The organism is Sanguibacter sp. 25GB23B1, assembly GCF_040012415.1.
Taxonomy (GTDB): domain Bacteria; phylum Actinomycetota; class Actinomycetes; order Actinomycetales; family Cellulomonadaceae; genus Sanguibacter.
Map to the genome: position 1 here is coordinate 130,595 of NZ_JBDYKL010000003.1, position 22,434 is coordinate 153,028.

Genomic DNA, 22,434 nt, shown 5'->3' on the forward strand with positions numbered 1-22,434 from the left:
TGGTGCGCTTCTCGGCGGCCCGCCGGGTCGGCATACTGGCGGCATGACCGTCAGCAGCAGCTCCCCCGTGACCCCGCCCGCACGACGGGTCGTCGACCTCAGCCACACCATCCGGGCCGGTCTCGTCACCTATCCCGGCCTCCCCGCGCCGACGATCACGCCGCACCTCACCCGGGAGACCTCGCGCACGATCTACGCGCCGGGGACCGAGTTCGCGATGGACGTCATCACGATGATCGGGAACACGGGGACGTACCTCGACAGCCCCTTCCACCGGTACGCGGACGGCGGCGACCTCGCGTCTCTCGACCTTGCGACGCTCGTGGGTCTGCGCGCCGAGGTGTTCCACCTCGCAGACGCGACCTCGCGGGGCATCACGGTCGACGACCTCGTGGACACGGAGGGTGCCGCTCGCGATCTCGCCGGGTCCGCCGTCCTGCTGCACACCGGCTGGGACCGTCACTTCGGTGCGCCCGCGTACGCGACCGATGCCCCCTTCCTCTCCGAGGCGGGCGCACGACATCTTGCCGACGCCGGGGTGGCGCTCGTCGGGATCGACTCGCTGAACATCGACGACACGCAGAGCGGCGGCGAGCGACCGGCGCACTCGATCCTCCTCGACGCGGGCATCCACGTCGTCGAGCACCTCACGCAGCTGGGCGAGCTGCCCGAGCAGGGCGCGCACTTCACTGCGGTGCCGCCGAAGGTCGAGGGTTTCGGCACGTTCCCGGTGCGAGCGTTCGCGCAGCTGGCCTGAGGCGGGGCGGTCGACGTCGACGGGTAGGGTGCGCGACATGGTGACCATCGGCTCACGTCACGAACATCTCGGCCTCGCCCTCAGTGGCGATCGATACGGAGGCCTGGTCGCGACCCTCGTCGGGCATGACATCAAGGCGTTCCATTCTGTCGAGGCGCACTATGCCGACCACGGGTACGGCGACCTCGTCGAGTTCTTCGACGATCTCGAGCGGTCGTGGCGTGGGTGGGACGGGCACCGGTCGTGGTCCTCGTTGGCGGGAGAGCTCGCGATCACCGCCCACCACACCGGCAGTCACGTCGTGCTGCGGGTCGAGCTGCAGCACATGACGTCTTATGGCGGCGGCGGCGAGTGGACCGCGCTCCTCGACCTCGCTCTGGATGCCGGTGAAGACCTCTCGTCGGCGGCGGCTGGCGTGAGATCTCTGCTGGACCAGACAGCGGCGAACCGAGGCTAGGCGGGCGGCCCGTCCGCCGTCTTGGGGACGACCGCGTCGTTCACGTCACCCTCCCGGCCGAGCTGGCTGTTGCGGTAGGAGAACGCGAAGTAGATGGCCGTCCCGGCGAGCAGCCACGCCCCGAAGCGCAACCACGTGAGGGTGGTGAGGTTCGACATGAGCCAGAGGCACGCGACACCCGAGATGATGGGCAGGGCCGGCGACCACGGGACGCGGAACCCGCGCTTGAGGTCGGGGCGCGAGCGGCGCAGGAGCGGGATGCCGAAGCTCACGAGGACGAACGCGGAGAGCGTCCCGATGTTGATCATCTCCTCGAGCAGCTCGACCTCGGAGAACCCGGCGATCGCCGCGACGATGACGCCGGCACCGATCTGGAGACGTGCGGGCGTGTGGAAACGGCCCGATGTCCGGGAGAGGCTGCGTGGCAGCAGGCCGTCGCGGCTCATCGAGAAGACGATGCGCGTGAGGCCGAGCAGCAGCACCATGATGACCGAGGTCAGGCCGAGGAGGATGCCGATGGAGATGACCTTGCCGGCCCAGTCGGCCCCGACGAGGACGAACGCCGTGGTGAGCGACGGGCTGTCGCTCGCGGCGAGCTCGGTGTAGGAGACCATCCCGGTGACGACGACGGTGACGAGGATGTAGAGGACGGTGACGACGGCGAGCCCGCCGAGGATGCCGCGCGGGAGTGCGCGCTGCGGGTCCTTGGTCTCCTCCGCGGTGGTGGCGACGACGTCGAAGCCGATGAACGCGAAGAACACGAGAGCCGCACCGGAGAGCAGGCCGACGACGCCGTACGTGCTGGGCTCGAGACCGAAGAGGAACGCGAAGAGCGGCTGGTGGAGACCGGACGCGCTCTCGGCGGGCTGCGACGGTGGGATGAAGGGCGTGTAGTTCTCGGCCTTGACGTAGAAGAACCCGGCGACGATGACGAAGAGCGTGATCCCCACCTTGAGGATGGTCAGGACGCCGTTGACGCGGGTGCTGAGCTTGGTCCCGATGACGAGGAGGACCGTGAACACGGCGACGATGGCGACGGGTCCCCAGTCGAGGTCGACGGGGCCGAGGTCGACCGTCGTCGGGATGTCGATGCCGAAGAGCCCGAACGCGTCGGAGAGGTAGATGCCCCAGAACTTCGCGATGACGGCCGCGGCGAGGAGCATCTCGAGGATGAGGTCCCAGCCGATGATCCAGGCGACGAACTCGCCCATCGTCACGTAGGAGAACGTGTACGCGGACCCGGCGATCGGGAGGGTCGAGGCGAACTCGGCGTAGCACATGATGGCCATGCCGCACACGACCGAGGCGATGATGAACGAGACGATGACGCCTGGTCCGGCGTAGTTGGCGGCGGCTGTCGCACCGACGGAGAAGATGCCTGCACCGACGGCGACCGCGACGCCGAGCACGGCGAGGTCCCACGCGGTGAGGTCCCGCTTGAGGGAGCGCTCCGGATCGTCGGTCGTGGCCAGCGTCTGCTCGGCGCTCTTGCGCCGGAAGATGTTCTTGCCGCTCGCCATGGTCGTCTCCCCGGTTGCTCACCTGCTCAGGTCTGAGCCTGCCCCCTCGGGCGAAGCGCCGCGAGCCTAGCACCGGGATGCGAGACGGTCGGGTGCGAAGGTCCCGCGACACGGTCGGGTCCCGATGCGTGACAGCCCTCGTCGCAGCGTGTCACACTCTCTGCCAGATACATATCTAGCAGAGAGGTTCGCGATGCCCCGGGAGAACCACACCGAGACGGCCGTGCTCGGCGCGCTGAGCATCACCCCCATGACCGGGTACGCCGTCCGCGCCGCGATCCGCGAGACGCTCGGCCACTTCTGGAGCGAGAGCTTCGGGCAGATCTACCCCGCCCTCGCGCGGCTCGAGAGCGACGGCCTCGTCGAGCGCTCGGACGCGCAGCGGGCCGGCTCCTCGACCTTCACCATCACTCCTGCCGGCCTCGACCGCCTGCGCGCAGCGCTCGCCGAGCCGCCCCGCGCGACCGCCCCGCGCAACGGCCACCTCCTCCGACTGTTCTTCGGTCAGCACCTCGGACCAGAGGCGTGCGCCGAGATCGTCCGTGCCGCCCGCGAGGACGCCGAGCAGCAGCTCGACGCCATGGCCACGGCACGCACCGAGGCCGAGGCCGACCCCGACCGCCGCAACAGCCCCTACTGGCTCCTGACGATCTCCGCGGGCGAGCACTCCGCCCGGGCAGCGCTCGCGTGGGCCACCGAAGCCGAGGCGACGCTCGTCGCCCTCTCCGAGGAGACGTCATGACCGTGCAGCCCGCCTCCCCTGACCTCACGACCGCTGCGGCCATCGCTACGGCTCCACGCGGCCTCGCGCAGGCGGCAGCCGCCGGCTTCGGGATCGTCGTCGCCTTCCAGGTCGCCGTCGCGGCCGGCGCCCCTCTCGGCGATGCGGCCTGGAGCGGCGCACACAGCGGCGTCCTGCCGGACGAGCTCCGGGTCGCCAGCTCGGTCTCTGCGGTCGTGTGGCTGCTGGCGGCCGTCGTCGTCCTCGCGCGGGGCGGGATGGGCGTCCCCCTGCCGCCCCGCGCGGCACTCGGCGGGACGCGGGTCATCCTCGGGATCCTCGGCGTGGGCGCGGTCATGAACGCCGCGTCGTCGAGCCCGTGGGAACGGTACGGGTGGGCACCGTTCATCGTGGTGCTCCTGGTCATCGTCGCTCGCCTCGCCCGGCGGATCCCCCGGACCTGAACTAGCGTCGGGAGCATGAACTCACCACGCCCCCAGGAGCAGGGCTCGACGTCCGCGAAGATCCTGTACCGCCCGGTCGGGATCGTCAGCTCGATGGTCGGCGGCCTCGTCGCCGGTCAGATCTTCAAGCAGGTCTACAAGCGCGTGGCACCCGGCGACCACAAGGACGCGCCCGGCCCCCTGCAGTCCGAGTACGGGATGAAGGAGCTCCTCCTCGCCTCCCTCGTCCAGGGCGCGATCTACGCAGCGGTCAAGGCGCTCATCGACCGTGGTGGCGCGCGCGCCTTCCAGCGGGTGACGGGCGACTGGCCCGGAAACTGACCGACGGCGCGCCAGCTGCTACGCGGCCAGACCGATGCCCAACGTGACGAGAGCGACGGCAGGCACCGACAGCTGGACCAGAGCCGCGCGGGCCTTGCTCGGCGAGGACACGAGGAGCACGAGTCCCGCGAGCACCATCGAGCCTGCGCCCGCGACCACGAGCGCGGCACCGATGCCGGTCTCGCCCGCTGCGACGAAGCCGATGCCGACCGCCGTGACGATCGCGAGGAAGAGGTTGTAGAAGCCCTGGTTGAAGGCGAGGTCCTTCGTCGCAGCAGCTTCCTCGGGCGTCGTGCCGAAGGTCGCGCGGCCGCGCGGGGCGGTCCAGAGCAGCGACTCCAGGACGAAGATATAGACGTGGACGGCGGCAGCCACCCCTGCCAGCACGAGACTCAGGGCGATCATCGGGACTCCTCGGGGATGGGGTGAGCCGCGGTCGGGCTGACAGCGGTGGTCGATGCTGCGGAACGCAGGTCGTCGACGGCGTCGTGCAGCAGCTCAGCGGCGGCCGCAGGGTTGGTGCGGGCGATCGAGAGGGCGGAGATCGTCAGACCGGCAGCGATGCGGGCGCGGCGCGCAGCGTCGGGGAAGGCGGGATCGAGGGCGGCCGTGAACGCAGCGACGAGGTCCGCGCGATAGCTCTCCACGACGAGCGCGAGATCGTCGTCGCGAGCCGCGAGGCCGGTGGAGGCGTTGACGAGGAGACAGCCGAGACGCGACCACCGTGCCTCGTCGTCCGCGAGGAGGGCGGCCAGGCGTTCGAGGTACCCGATGACGTCCGCCGGGCCGGCGCCGGGCGTGCGGAGCGTGGCGATGCGTGGGCCGACGACGACGTCGAGGTAGTCACGCACCGCATGGTCGAAGAGCCCGCGCTTGCTGCCGAACGCGTTGTAGAGGCTCGACCGGTTGATGCCGGTGGCGCGCTCGAGGTCGGAGACGGAGGTGGCGTCGTAGCCGCGCTCCCAGAAGAGGTCACGAGCGGCGCGGACGGCGTGCGCCGTGTCGAAGGCCTGCGGCCGGGCCATGGGGCGATCCTCTCCGCTCGTCGGCGCAGCGCTCGTGGTTGCGTCGCGCCGGTTCGTGGTCCACAGTAGTTCTGAACCGTTCAGTTCACAACCCCGATCGAAGGAGTCTCTCGTGCCCACCAGCACCCAGGTCCAGCTCGTCTCCCGGCCGACCGGATGGCCCACGGACGAGAACTTCCGCACCGTCCACGTCGACCTCCCCGAGCTCGCCGACGGCGAGGTCCGCGTCGCCAACGAGTTCGTGTCCGTCGACCCGTACATGCGTGGCCGCATGAACGAGGGCCGCTCCTACACCCCGCCGTTCCCCCTCGGAGAGACGATGACGGGCGCCGCCGTGGGTCGCGTCGTCGAGAGCCGCTCCGACGCGCTCGCCGTGGGCCAGCTCGTCCTCCACCAGCTCGGCTGGCGCGACGTCGCCCAGGCCGATGCGGCCCAGTTCCGCGCCGTCCAGCCGCTCGACGGCGTCTCGCCGTCCGCGTACCTCGGCACGCTCGGCATGACCGGCCTCACCGCCTACGCGGGCCTGCTCAAGGTGGCGAAGATGCAGCCTGGCGAGACGGTCTTCGTCTCCGGGGCCGCAGGCGCCGTCGGCACCGCTGTCGGCCAGATCGCCCGCCTCAAGGGCGCCGGTCGTGTCATCGGCAGCGCAGGGTCCGACGAGAAGGTCGCCCTCCTCACCGAGAAGTACGGCTACGACGCCGCGTTCAACTACAAGACCGCACCCGTCCGCGAGCAGCTGCGCGCCGCCGCACCGGACGGGATCGACGTCTACTTCGACAACGTCGGCGGCGACCACCTCGAGGCCGCGCTCTCCGCGTTCAACGACGACGGCCGCGCCGCCCTCTGCGGAGCGATCTCGCAGTACAACTCGACCGAGGCGACCCCCGGCCCGCGCAACATGGCGAACATCGTCACGCGCCGCCTCAAACTCCAGGGCTTCATCGTCGGGTTCTACACCCAGCACATGGCCGAGTTCATGGGCGACATGGGCCCGTGGATCGCCTCCGGCGACGTCGTCTTCGACGAGACCGTCGTCGACGGGATCGAGAACTCCGTCGACGCGTTCCTCGGCCTCATGCGGGGCGAGAACACCGGGAAGATGGTCGTGCGCGTCGGCTGACGCCTGCGTCTGAACGGGCACCCGCGGGGGAGCCCGCAGCCCGACCCCGCCGTCAGCTTCGGCGGGGTCGGGCTCTTTGGGGTCGACCCACGTCCGAACGAGTCGGCCCGAGTGCAACGATCATCACGCGACGGGGAATCCACTCGTTGGCAGCGCTCGTCGCGCCCACGGGCGTCTCGGGCCACGACGAGGGCAGGCGGGGGAAGGTCAGGGCGCAGGCGAGGTGTGCGCCGCCGTAACAGATGGATCGCTCGCGGTCGGGCACCCGCGCACGGTGCGTGCCAGGTTGTGGCACGGCTGGTCGCGCTGCAGCTCGGCCGCGACGCGGGCGTGGCGTTCGGGTCCGGTCAGATCCCCCAGCCGAGGAATCGAACCCGCTGGGTGCGGTCCTGCTGGGCGCGCGCGGGCTCGCGCGCGCTCGCGCCTGAGCCTCACGCTCGGCAGGGTGGTAGCCGACGGTCGGCCTCTCCTTGCCCTCAGACTCCAGCTGCGACAAGGCCGTGCTCGATCCCCAGGGCCTGTGCGGCCTTCTGCGCGCGGTGGAAGTCGTGGTGGACCGAAGCCCGGGTGCCGTCCTCGCGGACGAGGTTCACGGCCAGGTGGATGTGGTCGTTGCCGTTGGTCTCAACACCCGTGGCGCGTGGAACTCACACCCGTGCTGAGCGCGTGCCGAGCGAGATCCTGCGGTATCTGCGGAGCGTGATCAGCGCGGGCACGAGAGCCCAAGCCATGCAGGTCAACGTCATGGCCAGCACCCCGACACCGGACGTCGAGGTGAATGCAAAGAGACCCCGCGCCGCCGCGGTGAGGAGCAGGAACATCCCGGCCGCCGCGGCGGCGATGCTCGCCACGCTGCCCGGTCTCCGCTCGACGTACCGCCCGAGGCGCAGGTCCACCAGCCCGATGACGAGCCCGAGCAATGCCCCGGGCACCGCGATCATCACGACGAAGAACATCAGTGAATCGATCCCTTGGAGGAGCGCCTCCGGTCCGTAGGCGAACGAGCCGACGACGACGACCACCGCCCACACGGCGCTCGGCGCGGTCGCGACGACGATCATCCACTTCCACACGATGTGCAAGGCACGCCACCGCTGCACGCGGGGCCGTGGCACGGGTTCGACAGCGATGACCTCACGCTCCTGAGGTTCGCCGGTGGGTTCAGTGCTTTGCACGCCACTCCTCGATGCTCATCCCGTCCCACAGCACCTCGGACGGAGCCATCTGGGGGCACTCAGCCTCCAGGCGCGCCCACTCGGCGTTCTCCTCCTTCGGCAAGACATCCAGTCTCACCTGGGCGAACGGGAAGAAGGGCTTCGTGTCGTACGAGCCGACGAACTCCAGCTGGCCCGGCATGCCGACGGTCGAATGCCCTTGGGCCTCCAGGCACGGAATGACGTCAACAAGGGTCCACGTGTACTGGATGTGCTTCTGGTCGACTCCCCACTCCTGGGTGTAACGCGCAGGCGACCCGTACTGCATCGCGCACGTGTACTGGGCGAGAGCGACTTCATCGCTCCGGGCGACAGGAACATGGATGAGGCCCGGGCCAAGAACGATGACCCCAGCCTCCCCGAGACAGTCATCGATATAGCGTTGCCGCTCCTCGGGCATCACCTCAGCGATCATCTCCACCTCGGGCGGATCGGAGACCCCGTAGAACTCAGCCCACATCTCGGATGCCGACGCAACAGAAGTCTGCGATTCCTCCTGTGTCACGGACCCGCTGGGTTCGGTGCCAGCCTGTGAGCCCGCGTCTCCGTTCGCGCATCCGGCCATCGCTGGCACCAAGGCAGCGGTCAGGATCAGCGAGACTCCACGGCGCCGACTTCGACGCTCCGACGATCGCTTCATTGCAGTGCTGGTCATCCGCTGTCCTCAGCTTCCCCCGGACGGGCGCTCGGCGCCCAAGGCCCCCACGTCCCGACTCTAGCGGGACCGACCACAGCGCAGTCGTGGAGCACGAGTCGACCCTCAGTTCCATGATGACTACGGGTCAGCTCCGACCATCACGCGCCCGACATGTCCGCTCCTGGGCGGTCACCGTGACAGGCGATCTGGCCGTGAGCAGGGGCACCTGTGCGCCGTCGTTGCATCAGCCGCAATAATGCTCACTCTGTCGGCGACGGCGTAGCGACCACACATGGGCCGGACGAAGGATCTCGACGCGCAGGTCCAGTGGGGTTGTTGCCTAGCGTGCCGGCCCAGGGAGCCCCGGGCCCTAGCGTCAGGATCGCCAGCCGTCCGTCACCGTCCCCCAAAGGCCCGGCGCGATGCCTACGAGTCGACCTGGCGGCGCCTCGTCGTCTCGGGTGCAGGTGCGTCCGGCCAGACGGCGCGGAGGATGCGGATCGTCTCGTCGAGGCCGGTACCGGCCCGGGTGCTTCATGGCAGACGAGCCCTTCGCGCACTGGCGACCTGCACGAGGACGCCGATCCGGGGGTATCGCAAGACGGCGACAGGCAGAGGACTACGAACGACGGGCGCGACGGCCCATCCCCCGGAGGATGACCTTCTGCCGCGACAGCGCCCCGGGAGCTGGTGCCGTGGTGCGAGCGGCTAGTGCGGCCCGCCGAGCGATGCACGGAACGCCACCGCGTCCAGGGCGGCGACGGGCAACGGTGCCCGATCAGCTGCGCGGAGACCGTCGAGCAGGATGGCGAGGTAGCGCCGCCAGAGGTCGGGACTCTCGTCGCTCAGGCGATAGAGGGGTTGGAGCATGGCGAAGATCGGCAGGATGTCGGTCACGCTGACTCCCTCACGCAGGACGCCGGCCGCGTGCGCCCTCTCGAAGAGCGGGGAGACCGCGTCGAGGATCCTGCCGGCGGTGCGATCGTGGGGGCTCAGTCCCTCGTGGCTCAGGAGCGTCTCGGTCAGGCCCCGATCGCGCGCCTGGGTCGCCGCAGTCACCTCGAAGAAGGAGACGAGCGCCTGCCAGGGGTCGTCTGTCGCGAGCGCCTCGCGCACGTCCTCCAGCGCCGACTCGACGGCCGCGTCGTAGAGCGTCTCGACGATCTGCTGCTTGCTGGCGAAGTTCCGGTAGACCGTGCCGACCCCGACCCCGGCGTGCGCGGCGATGTCCTGGAGCGTCGCCGAGAGGCCCCGCTGCGCAAACACCTCGCGAGCCGCCCGGACGAGACGCTCGGTGTTGCGGACGGCATCAGATCGTCTGCGCGGGGTCGGTTCCTCGTCGACGCTCATCGGGCCGGCTCCTCAGGACGGTCGAACGCGGACTCGCGCAGCTGCTCGGCCAACCGGTCGAGCTCGTGGGAGACCGCGGGCGAGTCCGTCCGGAGCGGTCCGGCCGCATCGCTGCGCAGGAACCTGCGGAGGACGGCTCCGAGCAGCGACTCGGGCAGGATGCGGAGGAGCCGGAACGGCCCTGGCACGGTGGGGTTCGGCATGCCCCCCAGGCTCCGCCTGATCTCGCGGACCATCGCACGGACGGCCGCTCGGTCGTCGGCCAGCGCTTCCGGCCCACCCGCAGCGTGGACCGCGAGGCCGAGGGGCACCTCGAAGGCGGCGTGCGTGCGCAGCCATGCGTCGATCCGGGGCTCGGCCTTGGCATCGAGACCGGCGGCACCGAACATCTCGATGATCCGTTCGAGCCGAGGTGTCGTCCGGCCGTCCGGTTCGCTGATCGGCATCGGGAGCAGGCGCGTCAGTCGCGACGCGGCCCGGTAGCGGACCACGTCGCCATCCATCACGCCGCCCAGCACGGGGAAACCGAGGAGCACGCGGTCCTTGCCGAGGATCTCCACCAGCGGTCCGGGGCCTGCCGCCCAGTTCAGCAGGAAGAGGACGTCGCCGGTCGTCCCCGCGAGGGACGGGAGGACCTCGTCCACCTGATGGGTGCGCACGAGCACCAGGATCAGGTTCCAGTCGCCGGCGGGGCTGTCGACCACCGGGACCGGCACGGACCGCACGGCGCCGTGGTCGCCCTCGGCGATCAGCACCCCGCGGTCACGGATCGTCGCCAACCGGGCGCCGCGGGCGACGAGCGTGACGTCGAGCCCGGCCTCGTGCATCCGGACGGCGAGGATGCTGCCGAGCACCCCTGCGCCGTACACCAGAACTCTCACTGTCACTCCTCGGGCACTAAGCGGAACATTGCATTCCGCCTCTTGGACCACCATACCGGAATGCAGCGTTCCGCATCGACCGTCAGGCCCGGTCGTGCAGGGTGACGTGGTACCCGTCGGGGTCCGCGAACGTGAAGGTGCGACCGAACGGGCCGTCGACCGGTGCGGCGACGATCGTCCGACCGTCGGCGAGGAGGCTGTCGTGGATGGCCTGGACGTCGGTGGCGTGGAGCCAGATCGCGACCCCGATGCCGGGCTGGGTGACGGACGTGAGATCGGCACCCGGGGCGATGTCTCGGAGAGCGAACGCGATCGGGGCGGTCTCGAAGACGACGGCGTGGGGCGGGCCGGCCTGCGAGCGGACGAGGCCGAGGTGCTGCTCGTAGAACGCCTGCGACATGGCGAGGTCGCGGACCCGGAGGGAGATGAAGTCGGGGCCGGTGACAGGCATGTGAGCTTCCTTCGTTCGTGTCAGTTGTCTGACATGGCCGAACGTATGTCAAGATACTGACATGAGTCAAGACGGCATCGACCTCGAGACATCCCTGGGCTACCTGCTGAAAGAAGCCTCGAGCGCCCTCCGCGTCGCCATGGAGGCGGTCCTGCGCCCGCTCGGGATGACCGTGACGCACTACTCCTGCCTCGAGCTGCTCGCTCAGCGCCCCGGCCTGTCCAGCTCCGAGCTCGCGCGCGGAGCGTTCGTCACCCGACAGTCGATGAACGTCCTGCTGCACACCCTGGAACGGGACGGATACGTGACCCGACCTGCGGAGGCGCGGGTGGGAAAGGTCCTCCCTGCGCAGCTCACGGAGCGCGGCCGACAGAGCCTCGACGAGGCGACCGCTGCGGTCCGGTCCGTCGAGGTCAGGATGCTGGGTGGCATGACTGCGGACGAGCAGGCCGGCGCGTACAGGACACTGCAGGGGATGATCCACCGCTTGCGCGACGACCTCTGACTACCGATGCCGCTCCGTCTCCAGCAGAACTGCCAGCCGCTTCTTCCGCCGGTTCTGCGAGACGATCCATGCCACGTCCGGATCGGCGGTGTCGAGGGCGAGGAAGGCGGGAAGCCCCGCGCTCGGCTCTGCCGCGACGGCCACGCTCCAGCCGTAGCCGAGCGCCTGACGCAGCGTCCGGGCGTCGGGCTGTCGACGCCGCTCCGACGGCAGGGCGACGAGATGCATCGTGGCCCTGCGACAGATGTCGATCGCGGCCGCCGCCCTGTCGGGAGAGCGCAGCAGCCGCGGCTCGCACACCGCCGCGACCGCTGCCCGCTGCACCAGGGGGTCGGGGTCGTCCACCCACCGCCGGGTGATCGACGCGAACGCATCGACGGACCGGTCGCCCAGGTGCTGCAGACCGATCACCACGCCCTCCCGCACCCGCCACCGCTCGTCGCCCGCGCACTCGTGAGCCGAGGTCTCACAACCGGCGTCGCCCGCGCGGCTGCCGAAGAACGCGGCGGCGCACATCATCGGGTACTCGCCGCCGTCGGCGACGAGGTCCGAGACGATCGCCGAGTCGGCGACCCGGACCAGGGCGTCGAGCAGTGCGAGGTTCGCCCGAGGGCCCGGGAGGCCGGAGTGATCGCTCACGAAGCGGACCCAGTCCGGTCGCTCGAGGCCCTGCAGCGCGCTCTCCCAGTCCTCGATCGCTTTCATGGATCGAGCATATGCGCGGCTCACGCGCGGAGAGCAGGGAGTGCTACTCCCAGTGGCGAGGGACCACCGACCCCCGCGAAGACCACGGCCGGGGCGTCAGCAGCAGGTCTGGAGGTAGGCCTGCAGGTCGGTCAGCGCGGCGGTCATGCCGTCGCGGTCGGCGCTGTAGAGCACCACCTTGCCGTCCCGTCGCGCCGTGACGATGCTCGCGCGGCGCAGGGTCTTGAGCTGCTCCGAGGCCGTCGACTGTGCGATGTTCGCCTGTTCCGCGACCTGCCCGACGGAGAGCTCGGCACCACGGGCGAAGAGCAGCAAGATGGCCTGGCGCGTAGGGCTGGCCAGCGCAGTGAGGAAGTCCTGCGTCCCCTGGCTCAGCTCGGTAGGTCGAGCCCCCTCGGGCTGGAGCGTCGGAGGCTGGGTCATGTCTCGACCATACTCGCCCACTTCGCGATATTGAGATATCGCGAAGTGACGATATGTTTGCGACATGACTTCCTCTTCTCCTGTGATCATCGTGGGCGCCGGTCAGTCCGGCCTCGCCGCGGCCGCTGCCGTGCGCTCAGCCGGACTGGACCCGCTCGTCCTGGAGGCCGGCGCCTCGCCGACCGGGTCATGGCCCGGCTACTACGACACCCTGCGGCTGTTCTCCCCCGCTCGGTACAGCGCCCTGCCCGGACTGCCGTTCGGTGGCGACCCGGACCGGTACCCCACCCGCGACGAGGTCGTGGAGTACCTCGAGCGCTACGCCGAGCACGTGGGCGCGCAGATCCGCACCGGAACCCGGGTCGAGTCGGTCGAGCAGGACGGCCCCGAGTTCACGGTGCGAACGACGGACGGCCAAGAGCTGCCAGCGACGGGGCTGATCGCGGCGAGCGGGTCGTTCGGCTCCCCCGTCCTGCCGGCTGTGCGCGGGCTCGAGTCGTTCACCGGCCAGGTGCTGCACTCAGCCGCTTACCGTAGCCACCTCGACTTCGTCGACAAGCAGGTCATCGTGGTCGGCGGCGGGAACTCCGCGGTGCAGATCGCGCACGAGCTCACCACTGTCGCTCGAGTGCGGCTGGCGTCACGGTCGCCGATCACCTTCGCCGCCCAGCGCCGTGCCGGGCGCGACCTGCACCACTGGTTCAAGGTCACCGGCTTCGACGTCCTCCCCACACCATGGATACGGCGCCTCATGACCAAGCCACTGGTCCTGGACACCGGCACCTACCGGACGGCCATCGCGTCTGGGGCTCTGGACCGTCGAGACATGTTCACCGAGCTCACCGGCAACGAGGTCGTCTGGAGCAACGGGAGCCGCGAGCAGGTGGACGCCGTGATCTTCGCGACCGGATTCCGACCCGCGCTGGACTACCTGGACACGTTGGGAGCCCTCGACGGCCAGGGCTCCCCCGTGCACCGTGGCGGGATCTCGACCACCCATGCGGGCCTCGGGTACGTCGGCCTCGAGCTGCAACGCTCGTTCTCGTCGAACACGCTGCGGGGCGTGGGCCGCGATGCCGCGCACGTGGCCACCACGCTCGCGACGCACGTTCGCGGTCGGCGTCGTCGGTGACGGCTGACGCGCATCGACCCAGGAGCGCCCCGCGAGGGTTCGTCCTCTACCGAAGGTCCCCGCGACGTCAGCGAGATCCGCCTCTCACGCCATCGCCACATCAACCCAGGTATTCTCGGGCCAGCCTGAGATCGCCTCGAGCGGATCTGGTCCTGACCTTCGGCGTTCGAAGTCCACGACCAGATCGAGCTGCGGGCACACATCGGAGACGTCGAGCTCAAAACCCTCGAACCCAAGGATCTTCCCGCCAGCAGCGACAGCATTCGGCACGACGCTTGCGCCCCGGCCGGTGGCGGGGAGCAGGTACAGACCACTGCCGGGGAGGTTGGACGGGCTACGCGGCAAGGCTTGCGAGCCTACGGTTCACGGTAGGTGTCGTAGATGTCGCCACCCGGCCACTCGTCGTCATACACCTCGAGAACCCGCTGCGCGGCCCGTTGGACGCGCCAGTCGTGCGCTGGTGAATCCATCGCAACCATGGCCTCGCGGATCTCGGGCCAGCGAAGCTCGCGCATGCAGAACTCGAGGATCTCCACAACTCCTGGTCGCGCGAGCGGGAGCTCCCCCGGACCGGGTGTTGTCAGCGCGCGGATCGCGTCCAGGAACTCCCATCGCGGCTCGCTCGAGGACTTGAGCAGGCTCCGCAGCTTCAACAGTGGCGGTTCGACAGCCCGCGCGTCGAAAGACGCCTCGGCTGCATCGAGGACCGCGGCGATCGTCGTCTTGACGTCATCCGACACTTCTCAGCCTCCTCTGGTGCGCGACCGTCTGCCGCACGCTCTCGCTCACCCGGTCGCGGGCTGCGTGTCGAGGATCGTGATCCAGTGGTCGCGCGGGGCACCAGTGGCCTTCTCGACGGCCTCGTCGGAGAGCTGCTACCCGCTCGTGCGGGTAGACATGGTCCGAGGGTATGCCCAGCGGTTGCGTGCGGCCGGACCACCGGGACTAGGTTGGAGATGAAGATGACAGCCCGATCGGTCGTCCTGGACGGAGGGACTCGATGAGGAGTCGCTGAGCATCCTCTTGATGCCCCGCGAGATCGCAGCGCTACCGAGATCCACGCGTTGCTCCATGACGTTGCCTGTACGAAGCCAGTCGAGGGGCCATGAGACCTTTGTCTTCCGTTCAGGTCTCGCGACCGTTCCGCCGCCCCGACCGTCGACAGTCGTTCGCCACGCTCGAGACTCCGGGGATGGCGGCCCCGGGCGCGCCCTCGCTCACCAGGCCGCCCACTCGGCGCCGCTGGCCGCGCATCCTGGGCTGGGTGGGTGCCTCCCTCGGGCTCCTCGCGCTCGGGACGTTCGTCGTGTTCCAGGTCAGCCCGTGGCCGTCCGCGCTGCTCATCCGGTATGCGTTCGACAAGGGAGGCGTCGAGACCAACGAGAAGCTCGCGCCGCTCGTGCCGTCCGACGTCACGAGCATGACGGACGTCCCCTACCGCACCGACAACCCCGCTGCCCTGCTCGACGTCCACAGACCCGCGAGCGCCAGCGGCTCGCTGCCCACCGTCGTGTGGACGCACGGCGGTGGATGGGTCTCCGGGAGCAAGGAGCAGGTCGCGAACTACGCGAAGATCGTCGCCGGCCACGGGTACACGGTGGTCGCGATCGACTACTCGATCGCACCTGGGGCCACCTATCCGACACCGGTCATCGAGCTCAACGACGCACTCGCCTACGTCATCGAGCACGCTGACGAGCTGGGCGTGGACCCCGGGCGGATCGTGCTCGCGGGCGACTCCGCGGGGTCCCAGATCAGCGCACAGGTCGCCAACGCGGTGACCAGCCCGGTCTACGCCGAGGAGCTGGGCATCGAGCCCGCGATCAGCCCCGATGAGCTCGTCGCCGTGCTGCTGCACTGTGGCGCGTACGACATGTCGCTCGTGGACACCTCGAAGGGTGGCGCGTCGTCGTGGTTCCTCGAGACGGTCCTGTGGTCGTACTCGGGGACCAAGGACTTCGCCGCCGACCCGCGCTTCGCCCCGGCCTCGGTCGCCAACCACGTGACCGAGGAGTTCCCGCCCGCGTTCCTCACGGGCGGGAACGCCGACCCGCTCACACCTCAGGGCAGGGCCATGGCGGCCCGGCTCACGGAGGTCGGCGTCGAGGTCGATGCGATCTTCCAGCCCGAGGGCGAGGAGCCCGGGCTGGGCCACGAGTACCAGTTCGACCTCTCCACCGAGGCCGGTCAGGTCGCGCTGGACCGGAGCCTGGAGTTCCTGGCGAAGCACACGTATCGCTGAGACGGTCAGGCCCGTGAGCCTGCCGGCTGATCGCGGTGCCGCACGGGCGGCCTCCTGAGATCAGCCGGCGTCCTTGTACGCCTGACCGGCCTCGGTCGGCGTCGACCCGTCCGTGTAGAGACCGAACTCGACGCTGTCCCCGACGGCGGGCAGGCCGAACCATGCGTAGCGCTCGACGTAGGGGCGCGACTCCATGCCCGCCGTCGTGCCGCGGATGAATGCTGCGGCCTGGGCGCCGGACGGGTACCGAGGGCTGCCGGAGAAGTTCATCAGGCCGTACTCGGTGACCCAGATGGGCAGCCCGTAGCGCTGGTGCACCGCGTCGACGTAGCCGAGGAAGTGGTCGACCGAGGCGTCGCTGAAGTCCGAGCCGTACCAGTGCAGGGTGATGAAGTCGACGCGCAGGTTGCGCTCCGCGGCACCGGTCATGAACCGGTCCAGCCAGCCACCGGGCGTGTCGGCGCCGTAGGCGACGACCGGGCTTCCGAGGCGCATGCCGGTGCTCTCCAGCTGCGGCCACAGCCCGAGCGCCTCCTCGACGCTCATGCTCGACTGCTCACCCAGGTCGGGCTCGTTGAAGCCGAGCAGCACCGTTCCCTGGCTCTTCACCTGGGCGAGCGTCGCGTCGTCGACGTTGTCCCGGCCCCAGATCATGGGGACGAACTCGACGTCGGCCGGACCAGGCATGGTCGCGTCGGTCGGCGACCAGTTGTAGTACCAGCCGGCGCCGACGTCGTCGAGCGCGCCCTCGATGCCGTCGAACTGCCAGGTGGAGACGCCCTTCTTCACCGACAGGGTCGCCGGGACGACGGGCTCGACAGGCACCGGCGCCGGAGCAGCTGGGGCGGGCGCCGGCGGTGCGAGCGGCTCGGCGGGAGGGCTGGGCGGTGGGACGACCGGTGCCGCCGGTGGCGCCGATGGGGCTGCAGGCTGCGGGAGCCGCGACTCCGCGGAGCTGTCGGTGGTGGACACTTCCGCCGCGCCGGCGGCCGGAGCGCTCGGCGCCTCGTCGCCCGGGTAGCCCGCCGCGACCGCACCGCCACCGAGGACCAGGCCTGCGACGACCAGGGCGGTGAGGACCCGACGGCCCGACGAGAGCCCCGCTGCGGCCAGCACCTTGGTCGACGTCGCGGTGCCGGTCGTCGCGGTGCCGGTCGTCGCGTGCGCAGCGTGCGCTGCGACGAGGTCACCGCCCGGGTGTGCGAGCGCCGCCCCCACGGCAAGCGGCGGAGGCACCAGCGCCATCCCGCCGAGCAACCGCTCGGCGGGGACGAGGCCGGCCGAGGCCGGGGCGCAGCGCTGGCACTCGCGTGCGTGCCGAGCGATGCGCTTGCGCCACAGCGGACCGGGGCGCCCGTCCCAGCGCGTCGTCGCCCGGGCGAGGCCGGGGCAGCGCGGGGTGCTCGCGAGGGCGCGCACGACGATCCGCGCCGTCTCCAGCTGCCCTTTCATCCGCTGGATCCGGACGGCGGTGTGCTGGCGGCTGACGGCGGTCGCGGAGACGATCTCGTCACGGGTCAGCTGCCCCGAGGCCTCCAGCCACCACAGCGCGAGCAGCTCGCGGGTGTCCTCGTCGAGCCAGCGGGTGGCCTCAGCGGTCTCTCTGCGTTGGCCCGTCAGCTCCAGCCGGGTGATCGCCACGTCGGTGAAGTCCGCGCCCGGGTGACGGACGTCGTCCGGCACGATCGCGTGCGGGAGCTCCCTGCGGGTCCGGAACCGCTCGCGCACCTGGCGCACGGTGATCGCGACCAACCAGGAGCGGAAGGACTCGGGCTGCCGCAGGTCGCCCAGGTTGCGGACCACTCGCAGCATCGTGTCCTGCACGACGTCGTCGACGTCGGCATGCCCCTCCAGGGCGCGGCCGACGATCGTATAGACGAGCGGCAGGTACTCGGCGACCAGGCGGTCGACGGCCTGCGGGTCACCGTCGACGGCGGCCACCACCGTCGCGGTATCAGTGTGGTTCACCATGAGTGCGGACCTCTCCGTAGGTTTCGGCTCGTGAGACTCGACTGCCCGGCGGGCGGCCACATGAGAGGAGACGGGTGCGGAGTCGTCCGATAACAGAGAGTGCCCCGATTCCCTATGATCCCGGGCACCCGAAACCTCCGGGACCGGTAGCGACTCGGGACGCCGCGCGTGTCGAGGTCGTTCTCCGTGCGTGAGCAGCTCCGTCAGAGCTGGGGGAGGACGAGGTCGTTGGTCACGCGCGCACCCTACCCGCCCGCACGAGGGCAGCGGCATGGCGCCCGACGAAGCTCGAAGCAGATGGCTCCGAGCGATCGTGGTGGCGCACCTCGACTCTCGCCCCGTGCATTGCCGACAGGGGGACCGTTCGCGGGATGATTCCAAACGCAGCTTCGGCCCAGCCGAGTCGCAAGCACCGTCTTCTACGTTGGTTTCATTATCGGCAGATCGTTGTACCAGCAGACGAGATCAGCGGCATGAGGGGGAGAGGTGGAGCCTGGTGCGCGTCGAGGTCTTTCGATCGCGCGACGGAGGGACCTCGACGCGAACCTCCTCCACCCGCGTCGAACCATGAGTCCGCGCCTGCTATCAACCCTCAAGCGCACGCCCATTCACATACCTTCGGTCAATGTTCCGTACGGTGTTTACTCGTTGCGGATCCTGGACTAAGTTTCCAGTCAAGCCGCGACGGCGCGCCGATCGGAAGGATCTCTGCAGGTCACAGGGCCGACGATGCGGTTGGTCCAAGCGTTGATGTGCCATGCGGAAAGGAACTCCGACGACCGTCGCGCCTGCTGTCCCGAAGAAGTGCTCATCAACATCAATAAGGAGTCTCATGCGTACGAGGATCTTCCGTGCTGGTGCAGTCTTGCTTCTCTCGACGAGCCTCGCGGTGAGCGGCTCGCTTGCCGCCCAGGCCGCAAGTACGCCCGTATCCGGAACGGTCAACTGTTCCGGCACTCGAGCCTATTACCAGACGGTGCGCTACATGCAGCAACCGTCGCTCACGCAGGCATTTCTATCCCAGGCGGCAGGCGGCGTCCACAGTGGATATCAGATGCGGATCGGCATAAACGTCGTCGCGAACGGCGCCTTCCATGAGGCATGGTTCCAGAGCGCAAACCGCTGGGGAACGATCCAACAGAATGTTGGCTACGTGTCGAACACCCGCTTTAAGATGAACGCCATGATGGTTTCACCGTCATCGGGCACATGCTCGAACTCGTGGTCGGGAACGCTCCACTACTGACCTGCTCTTGGATCGCGACCACTCTGATCGAGAAGGAACTCAATGCACTTCCGGCGTCACGGCCTTCGGGCGACACTCTCCCTGGCTGCCCTTCTCCTGACTGCCAGCTGTGGTCGCGCCGCGGAACCGGCACAAAGCTCACCGTCGGAGATGGAGAGCTTCTTCGGGTACGCGGACATGATCGAGGAGTACCGGACGACGCTTGAAGGACTGGAGCTGCCCGAGGGGGCCTCGATCGAAGCGACCCCCTCGGTCAGCGACCCGTCCGGTAGCTATCAGGTCGGGTACGGAGAAGTTGATGCCGTCATCGCCTGGAACTGCGCCTGGGGGCAGGAGTGGTTGGCCGTGCGCGGCACGTCTGAGCCGGAGGCTGCGCACGCACTGGAGATGTACGCGAGCATCCTCGAGACGGCGGCGTTCGAACGAGCCTTCGACGATCAGAGCGCAAAACCGGTGGTCCGAGGGATCATCGAGAAGGCACAGCTCGGTGACCCGAGCGGGGTACAGCAGGATGTCGCAGCGAACTGCCCGGCGACATGAGGACAACGATGATGATGACCGAGCGCCCCATTGTGAGGAGCGTGACCCTCGGCGCATCGTTCATCCTCGCGTTTCTCCCCCTGACCGGCTGCTCCGTCATGCCGGCGGACGTCACACCCGGACCTTCGTCGGCGCAGCCGTCGGCGACGATCACGGTCGGTCGACGCGATCTGACGTCGGTGCTCGTCGTATCGGGTCAGACAGTGTCGCAGCCTGTGGTGGCTCTACGCGCACCCGCTGACGGCGCCGTGCACATCGAGTTGAGCGACGGTGCGCGGTTCGTCGAGGGGCAAGTTGTCGGGACCGTCGGAGACATGTCGATCGTCGCACCGGCGTCGGGGGAGGTCATCTCGTGGTCTGCGAGCGAGGGGGCGAGAGCAATGATCGACGTCCCGATCGTCTCGATCCGCTATGACGGTTTCGGGGTGCAGGCCCAGGTCCCAGCGACCGTCGCCTACCGCATCTACAGCTCTCCGACGGCTGGGGCCGTGAGCATCGAGGGGGGCCCCGCCGGACTGAGCTGCCCTGTGGTACCGAGCAACCAGATCCCGGCTGGCGTAGACGGCACCGACGGTGGGGATCTTCAACCGATCTTCGTCTGTCTTCTCCCAGCCGATACGAGGACGATGGCTGGACTCCCGGCCAAGGTGGGTCTGCAGACCGGCGCGGCTCCGGCCGCCCTCGTGGTCCCTGTCGAGGCGGTCCTCGGTTCGGCCTCGACCGGCACTGTCACGCGGGTCATCGGTGAGCAGCTCAAGATCGTGGATGTCTCATTGGGCATCAGCGACGGTGCGATGGTGGAGATCACGGCCGGCCTCGCGGAAGGTGACATCATCGCTGCCACCGCACCCGGACTCATGGACCGCATGCCGTGACAGGAGAAAGCTCAGCCCTGCGGGCAGAGCGCCTCGACGTCAGCGTCGAGCGCCGCGGAGCGCCGCCGCTCCGCTTGGTCTCCGGCCTCGACCTCGACGTGGAAGCCGGCACGAGCCTAGCGATCGTCGGCCGATCGGGGAGCGGGAAGACCACCCTGCTCTCTGTCCTCGGGCTCATGCGCCCGCCCTCGGGAGGCGGACTCTGGGTCGGAGGTCAGGACGTCAGCCGACTGAGCCAGTCCGCCGCCGCCGGAGCTCGCAACCGGCTGCTCGGCTTCGTCTTCCAGAGCTACTCGCTCGTCGAGCACCTGTCCGTCTTCGACAACGTCGCGATGCCGCTGCAGTACGGAGAGCGCACCACACGGGCGGAGACGCGCCGACGCGTGCTCGACCAGCTCGCGGCGGTGGGCCTCGAGGCCTTCGGCGCTCGGCACCCGCGAAGCCTGTCCGGAGGCGAGCAGCAACGCGTGGCAATTGCACGATCACTCGTCCGCTCCCCGCGCATCGTGCTGGCCGACGAACCGACTGGCGCGCTCGACACGAGCACCGCCACAACCGTCATGCAGCACTTGCGCGACGCGACCACAGAAGCTGGGAGCTGCCTTGTCGTAGTGACACATGACGCCGAGCTGGCAAGCACGCTCGACAGACGCCTTGACCTGACCACTGCGCACTCTCTCCAGGCGAGCCACCGGTGATCCGCACGGTCACGATAGCTTCGAAGGATGTCGGTGCGCTCCCGCTGCGCAACCTCCTCACGGCCGTGAGCATGCTGCTCGGCGTCCTCGCGATCGCCAGCATCTCCGCTGCGGACCAGCTCGTGGTCAGCGCGGTGATCGCACAGCACGAGCAGGCTGACGGCCGGGAAGCAACCTACGAGGTCGTCGTGCCGGTCACCTCGTCGACATTCGAGAGCGCAGACCGTCTGCTCGACGGCGTCCGGGACCGGTTGTCCGAGACCAGTGCGGCGTCGGCTCTCGTGGTGAACGAGCTGGTGATGCTCCACACCGCAGACGGTCGGAGCGGTTCCGTCGCGATGAGCTGGATCGAGGGCGACCTCCAGAGCATCTACCGGCGCCCCGTCAGGATCGGCGCGTGGATCTCGGCGCCGTCTGCTACGGCTCCGGCTGTCGCGCTGAACGACCGCGCTGCGAGCCAGCTGGGCATCGATCGCGTGCCGACGACGCTGCAGTGGCCAGCGTCGCCGGGAACTATGCAGACGATCGTCGTGACAGGGATACTCGCTGACGGCAAGAGCGAGCCACAGGCATACGGAAACCTCGAAGACGCTCTCAGCTTTCGCGTGGCGAGCTCGGTGCCGACCGACGTCCGCCTCCTCATCACGACGGCCTCGGTGCCCGAGGTGCTCTTGCAGACGGTGCTCACGGATGCCGCCGTCTACGCGAACATCACGACAAGCTCGGAGCTTCATCGGATCGACACCGTGGCCCAGACACGTGCGACCGTATCGCTCGTGGGAGCAGCCTTCCTCGTGTGCGCCCTGGTTGCCCTGTCCGTGGCGGTGGTAGGTATCCTCAACGTCGGCCTGGCGTCCGTGACCGAACGTGCGAGAGAGCTCGTCATCCGACGAGCGCTCGGCGCTCGACGCCGCGACCTGCTCGCTCAGGTGCTGGGATCTGCCCTCGCTGTCTCGCTCACGGTTGCGCTCGTCTCGATCGGAGTGGTGCTCGCCGCGGTGTTCGTCGTTCTGCCCCGTGTGTCGCCCGACGCGATCATCGCCGACCCGGTCACGATGCCCTGGGCCGCGGTAGTGAACGGGGTGCTCGCTGCACTGCTGACGGGGGTAGCGGGCTCGATCGCCCCGGCCGTCAAAGCGTGCCGGCTACCGGTAGCAGACGCGCTGCGCGCCTGAGGGT

General features: G+C 69.3%; 26 protein-coding genes. 14 read left to right on the forward strand and 12 right to left on the reverse strand.

The window, feature by feature from the left end:
* Positions 1-43 precede the first annotated feature (43 nt).
* Both ABKW26_RS03120 and ABKW26_RS03125 read left to right on the forward strand, forming a co-directional pair.
* The gene (locus tag ABKW26_RS03120) at positions 44-757 is read left to right on the forward strand and encodes a cyclase family protein (RefSeq protein WP_348590968.1); all 714 of its coding nucleotides are present in this window, start codon (positions 44-46) and stop codon (positions 755-757) included.
* Positions 758-794: 37 nt separating this feature from the next.
* Positions 795-1,214 carry a DUF6228 family protein gene (locus ABKW26_RS03125; protein ID WP_348590969.1) on the forward strand — a complete coding sequence of 140 codons (420 nt, stop codon included), beginning with the start codon at positions 795-797 and terminating at the stop codon, positions 1,212-1,214.
* Here ABKW26_RS03125 and ABKW26_RS03130 read toward each other — a convergent pair.
* Entirely contained in the window at positions 1,211-2,734 is a 1,524-nt protein-coding gene (locus ABKW26_RS03130; protein WP_348590970.1) for an amino acid permease, read from the reverse strand. The genes ABKW26_RS03125 and ABKW26_RS03130 overlap by 4 nt on opposite strands.
* Before the next feature lie 193 nt (positions 2,735-2,927).
* Between ABKW26_RS03130 and ABKW26_RS03135 the strand changes: the two genes are divergently transcribed.
* From ABKW26_RS03135 to ABKW26_RS03145, 3 genes are read left to right on the forward strand one after another with little or no spacing between them, the layout of a single operon-like run.
* Positions 2,928-3,476 carry a PadR family transcriptional regulator gene (locus ABKW26_RS03135; RefSeq protein ID WP_348590971.1) on the forward strand — a complete coding sequence of 183 codons (549 nt, stop codon included), beginning with the start codon at positions 2,928-2,930 and terminating at the stop codon, positions 3,474-3,476.
* Positions 3,473-3,919, forward strand: a complete 447-nt coding sequence (locus ABKW26_RS03140; RefSeq protein ID WP_348590972.1) for a hypothetical protein — start codon at positions 3,473-3,475, stop codon at positions 3,917-3,919. Before ABKW26_RS03135 ends, ABKW26_RS03140 begins: the two co-directional genes overlap by 4 nt.
* A gap of 15 nt (positions 3,920-3,934) precedes the next feature.
* Positions 3,935-4,240 carry a DUF4235 domain-containing protein gene (locus ABKW26_RS03145; RefSeq protein WP_348590974.1) on the forward strand — a complete coding sequence of 102 codons (306 nt, stop codon included), beginning with the start codon at positions 3,935-3,937 and terminating at the stop codon, positions 4,238-4,240.
* Between the two features lie 18 nt (positions 4,241-4,258).
* Here the strand turns inward: ABKW26_RS03145 and ABKW26_RS03150 are convergent, their stop codons facing one another.
* Together ABKW26_RS03150 and ABKW26_RS03155 are read right to left on the reverse strand one after the other, a co-directional pair.
* Positions 4,259-4,645, reverse strand: a complete 387-nt coding sequence (locus tag ABKW26_RS03150; protein WP_348590975.1) for a DUF1304 domain-containing protein — start codon at positions 4,643-4,645, stop codon at positions 4,259-4,261.
* The gene (locus ABKW26_RS03155; protein ID WP_348590976.1) at positions 4,642-5,265 is read right to left on the reverse strand and encodes a helix-turn-helix domain-containing protein; all 624 of its coding nucleotides are present in this window, start codon (positions 5,263-5,265) and stop codon (positions 4,642-4,644) included. The genes ABKW26_RS03150 and ABKW26_RS03155 overlap by 4 nt, the downstream gene beginning before the upstream one ends.
* A gap of 112 nt (positions 5,266-5,377) precedes the next feature.
* Here ABKW26_RS03155 and ABKW26_RS03160 point away from each other — a divergent pair, with 112 nt between their 5' ends.
* A complete protein-coding gene (locus ABKW26_RS03160; protein WP_348590977.1) occupies positions 5,378-6,385 on the forward strand; it encodes an NADP-dependent oxidoreductase in 1,008 nt (335 codons plus the stop codon).
* 647 nt (positions 6,386-7,032) lie between these two features.
* Here ABKW26_RS03160 and ABKW26_RS03165 read toward each other — a convergent pair.
* The 5 genes from ABKW26_RS03165 to ABKW26_RS03185 form a co-directional block, all read right to left on the reverse strand.
* Positions 7,033-7,560, reverse strand: a complete 528-nt coding sequence (locus ABKW26_RS03165) for a hypothetical protein (RefSeq protein WP_348590978.1) — start codon at positions 7,558-7,560, stop codon at positions 7,033-7,035.
* Positions 7,547-8,254: a hypothetical protein gene (locus ABKW26_RS03170; RefSeq protein ID WP_348590980.1), complete on the reverse strand. Its 708-nt coding sequence runs from the start codon at positions 8,252-8,254 to the stop codon at positions 7,547-7,549. The genes ABKW26_RS03165 and ABKW26_RS03170 overlap by 14 nt, the downstream gene beginning before the upstream one ends.
* A gap of 690 nt (positions 8,255-8,944) precedes the next feature.
* A complete protein-coding gene (locus tag ABKW26_RS03175) occupies positions 8,945-9,586 on the reverse strand; it encodes a TetR/AcrR family transcriptional regulator (protein WP_348590981.1) in 642 nt (213 codons plus the stop codon).
* Positions 9,583-10,467 (reverse strand): 2-dehydropantoate 2-reductase N-terminal domain-containing protein, encoded by an 885-nt coding sequence (locus tag ABKW26_RS03180; protein WP_348590982.1) that lies wholly within the window; start codon positions 10,465-10,467, stop codon positions 9,583-9,585. The genes ABKW26_RS03175 and ABKW26_RS03180 overlap by 4 nt, the downstream gene beginning before the upstream one ends.
* Positions 10,468-10,549: 82 nt before the next feature.
* Positions 10,550-10,918, reverse strand: a complete 369-nt coding sequence (locus tag ABKW26_RS03185) for a VOC family protein (RefSeq protein ID WP_348590983.1) — start codon at positions 10,916-10,918, stop codon at positions 10,550-10,552.
* Between the two features lie 61 nt (positions 10,919-10,979).
* On the opposite strand from ABKW26_RS03185, the gene ABKW26_RS03190 reads away from it, so the two are divergent.
* On the forward strand, positions 10,980-11,423 hold the full coding sequence (locus tag ABKW26_RS03190; protein WP_348590984.1) for a MarR family transcriptional regulator: 444 nt from the start codon (positions 10,980-10,982) through the stop codon (positions 11,421-11,423).
* Here the strand turns inward: ABKW26_RS03190 and ABKW26_RS03195 are convergent, their stop codons facing one another.
* Positions 11,424-12,128, reverse strand: coding sequence for a HEAT repeat domain-containing protein (locus ABKW26_RS03195; RefSeq protein WP_348590985.1), 705 nt, complete (start codon positions 12,126-12,128; stop codon positions 11,424-11,426).
* Positions 12,129-12,224: 96 nt separating this feature from the next.
* On the reverse strand, positions 12,225-12,551 hold the full coding sequence (locus ABKW26_RS03200; RefSeq protein ID WP_348590986.1) for a metalloregulator ArsR/SmtB family transcription factor: 327 nt from the start codon (positions 12,549-12,551) through the stop codon (positions 12,225-12,227).
* A 64-nt stretch (positions 12,552-12,615) separates the two neighbouring features.
* On the opposite strand from ABKW26_RS03200, the gene ABKW26_RS03205 reads away from it, so the two are divergent.
* On the forward strand, positions 12,616-13,683 hold the full coding sequence (locus ABKW26_RS03205; protein ID WP_348590987.1) for an NAD(P)/FAD-dependent oxidoreductase: 1,068 nt from the start codon (positions 12,616-12,618) through the stop codon (positions 13,681-13,683).
* Between the two features lie 356 nt (positions 13,684-14,039).
* Here ABKW26_RS03205 and ABKW26_RS03210 read toward each other — a convergent pair whose 3' ends face one another.
* A complete protein-coding gene (locus ABKW26_RS03210) occupies positions 14,040-14,423 on the reverse strand; it encodes a hypothetical protein (protein WP_348590988.1) in 384 nt (127 codons plus the stop codon).
* 524 nt (positions 14,424-14,947) lie between these two features.
* On the opposite strand from ABKW26_RS03210, the gene ABKW26_RS03215 reads away from it, so the two are divergent.
* Complete coding sequence (locus ABKW26_RS03215) at positions 14,948-15,925, forward strand: alpha/beta hydrolase (protein WP_348590989.1); 978 nt, start codon at positions 14,948-14,950, stop codon at positions 15,923-15,925.
* A gap of 60 nt (positions 15,926-15,985) precedes the next feature.
* Here ABKW26_RS03215 and ABKW26_RS03220 read toward each other — a convergent pair whose 3' ends face one another.
* Positions 15,986-17,896, reverse strand: coding sequence for a sigma-70 family RNA polymerase sigma factor (locus ABKW26_RS03220; protein WP_348590990.1), 1,911 nt, complete (start codon positions 17,894-17,896; stop codon positions 15,986-15,988).
* A gap of 832 nt (positions 17,897-18,728) precedes the next feature.
* Between ABKW26_RS03220 and ABKW26_RS03225 the strand changes: the two genes are divergently transcribed.
* The 5 genes from ABKW26_RS03225 (at position 18,729) to ABKW26_RS03245 (ending at position 22,430) form a co-directional block, all read left to right on the forward strand.
* Positions 18,729-19,142 carry a hypothetical protein gene (locus ABKW26_RS03225; protein ID WP_348590991.1) on the forward strand — a complete coding sequence of 138 codons (414 nt, stop codon included), beginning with the start codon at positions 18,729-18,731 and terminating at the stop codon, positions 19,140-19,142.
* Positions 19,143-19,319: 177 nt separating this feature from the next.
* Positions 19,320-19,682 (forward strand): hypothetical protein, encoded by a 363-nt coding sequence (locus ABKW26_RS03230; RefSeq protein WP_348590992.1) that lies wholly within the window; start codon positions 19,320-19,322, stop codon positions 19,680-19,682.
* Positions 19,683-20,308: 626 nt separating this feature from the next.
* Positions 20,309-20,557, forward strand: a complete 249-nt coding sequence (locus ABKW26_RS03235) for a hypothetical protein (protein ID WP_348590993.1) — start codon at positions 20,309-20,311, stop codon at positions 20,555-20,557.
* The gene (locus tag ABKW26_RS03240) at positions 20,554-21,255 is read left to right on the forward strand and encodes an ABC transporter ATP-binding protein (protein WP_348590994.1); all 702 of its coding nucleotides are present in this window, start codon (positions 20,554-20,556) and stop codon (positions 21,253-21,255) included. The genes ABKW26_RS03235 and ABKW26_RS03240 overlap by 4 nt, the downstream gene beginning before the upstream one ends.
* Positions 21,252-22,430: an ABC transporter permease gene (locus ABKW26_RS03245; protein ID WP_348590995.1), complete on the forward strand. Its 1,179-nt coding sequence runs from the start codon at positions 21,252-21,254 to the stop codon at positions 22,428-22,430. Before ABKW26_RS03240 ends, ABKW26_RS03245 begins: the two co-directional genes overlap by 4 nt.
* Positions 22,431-22,434 lie beyond the last annotated feature (4 nt).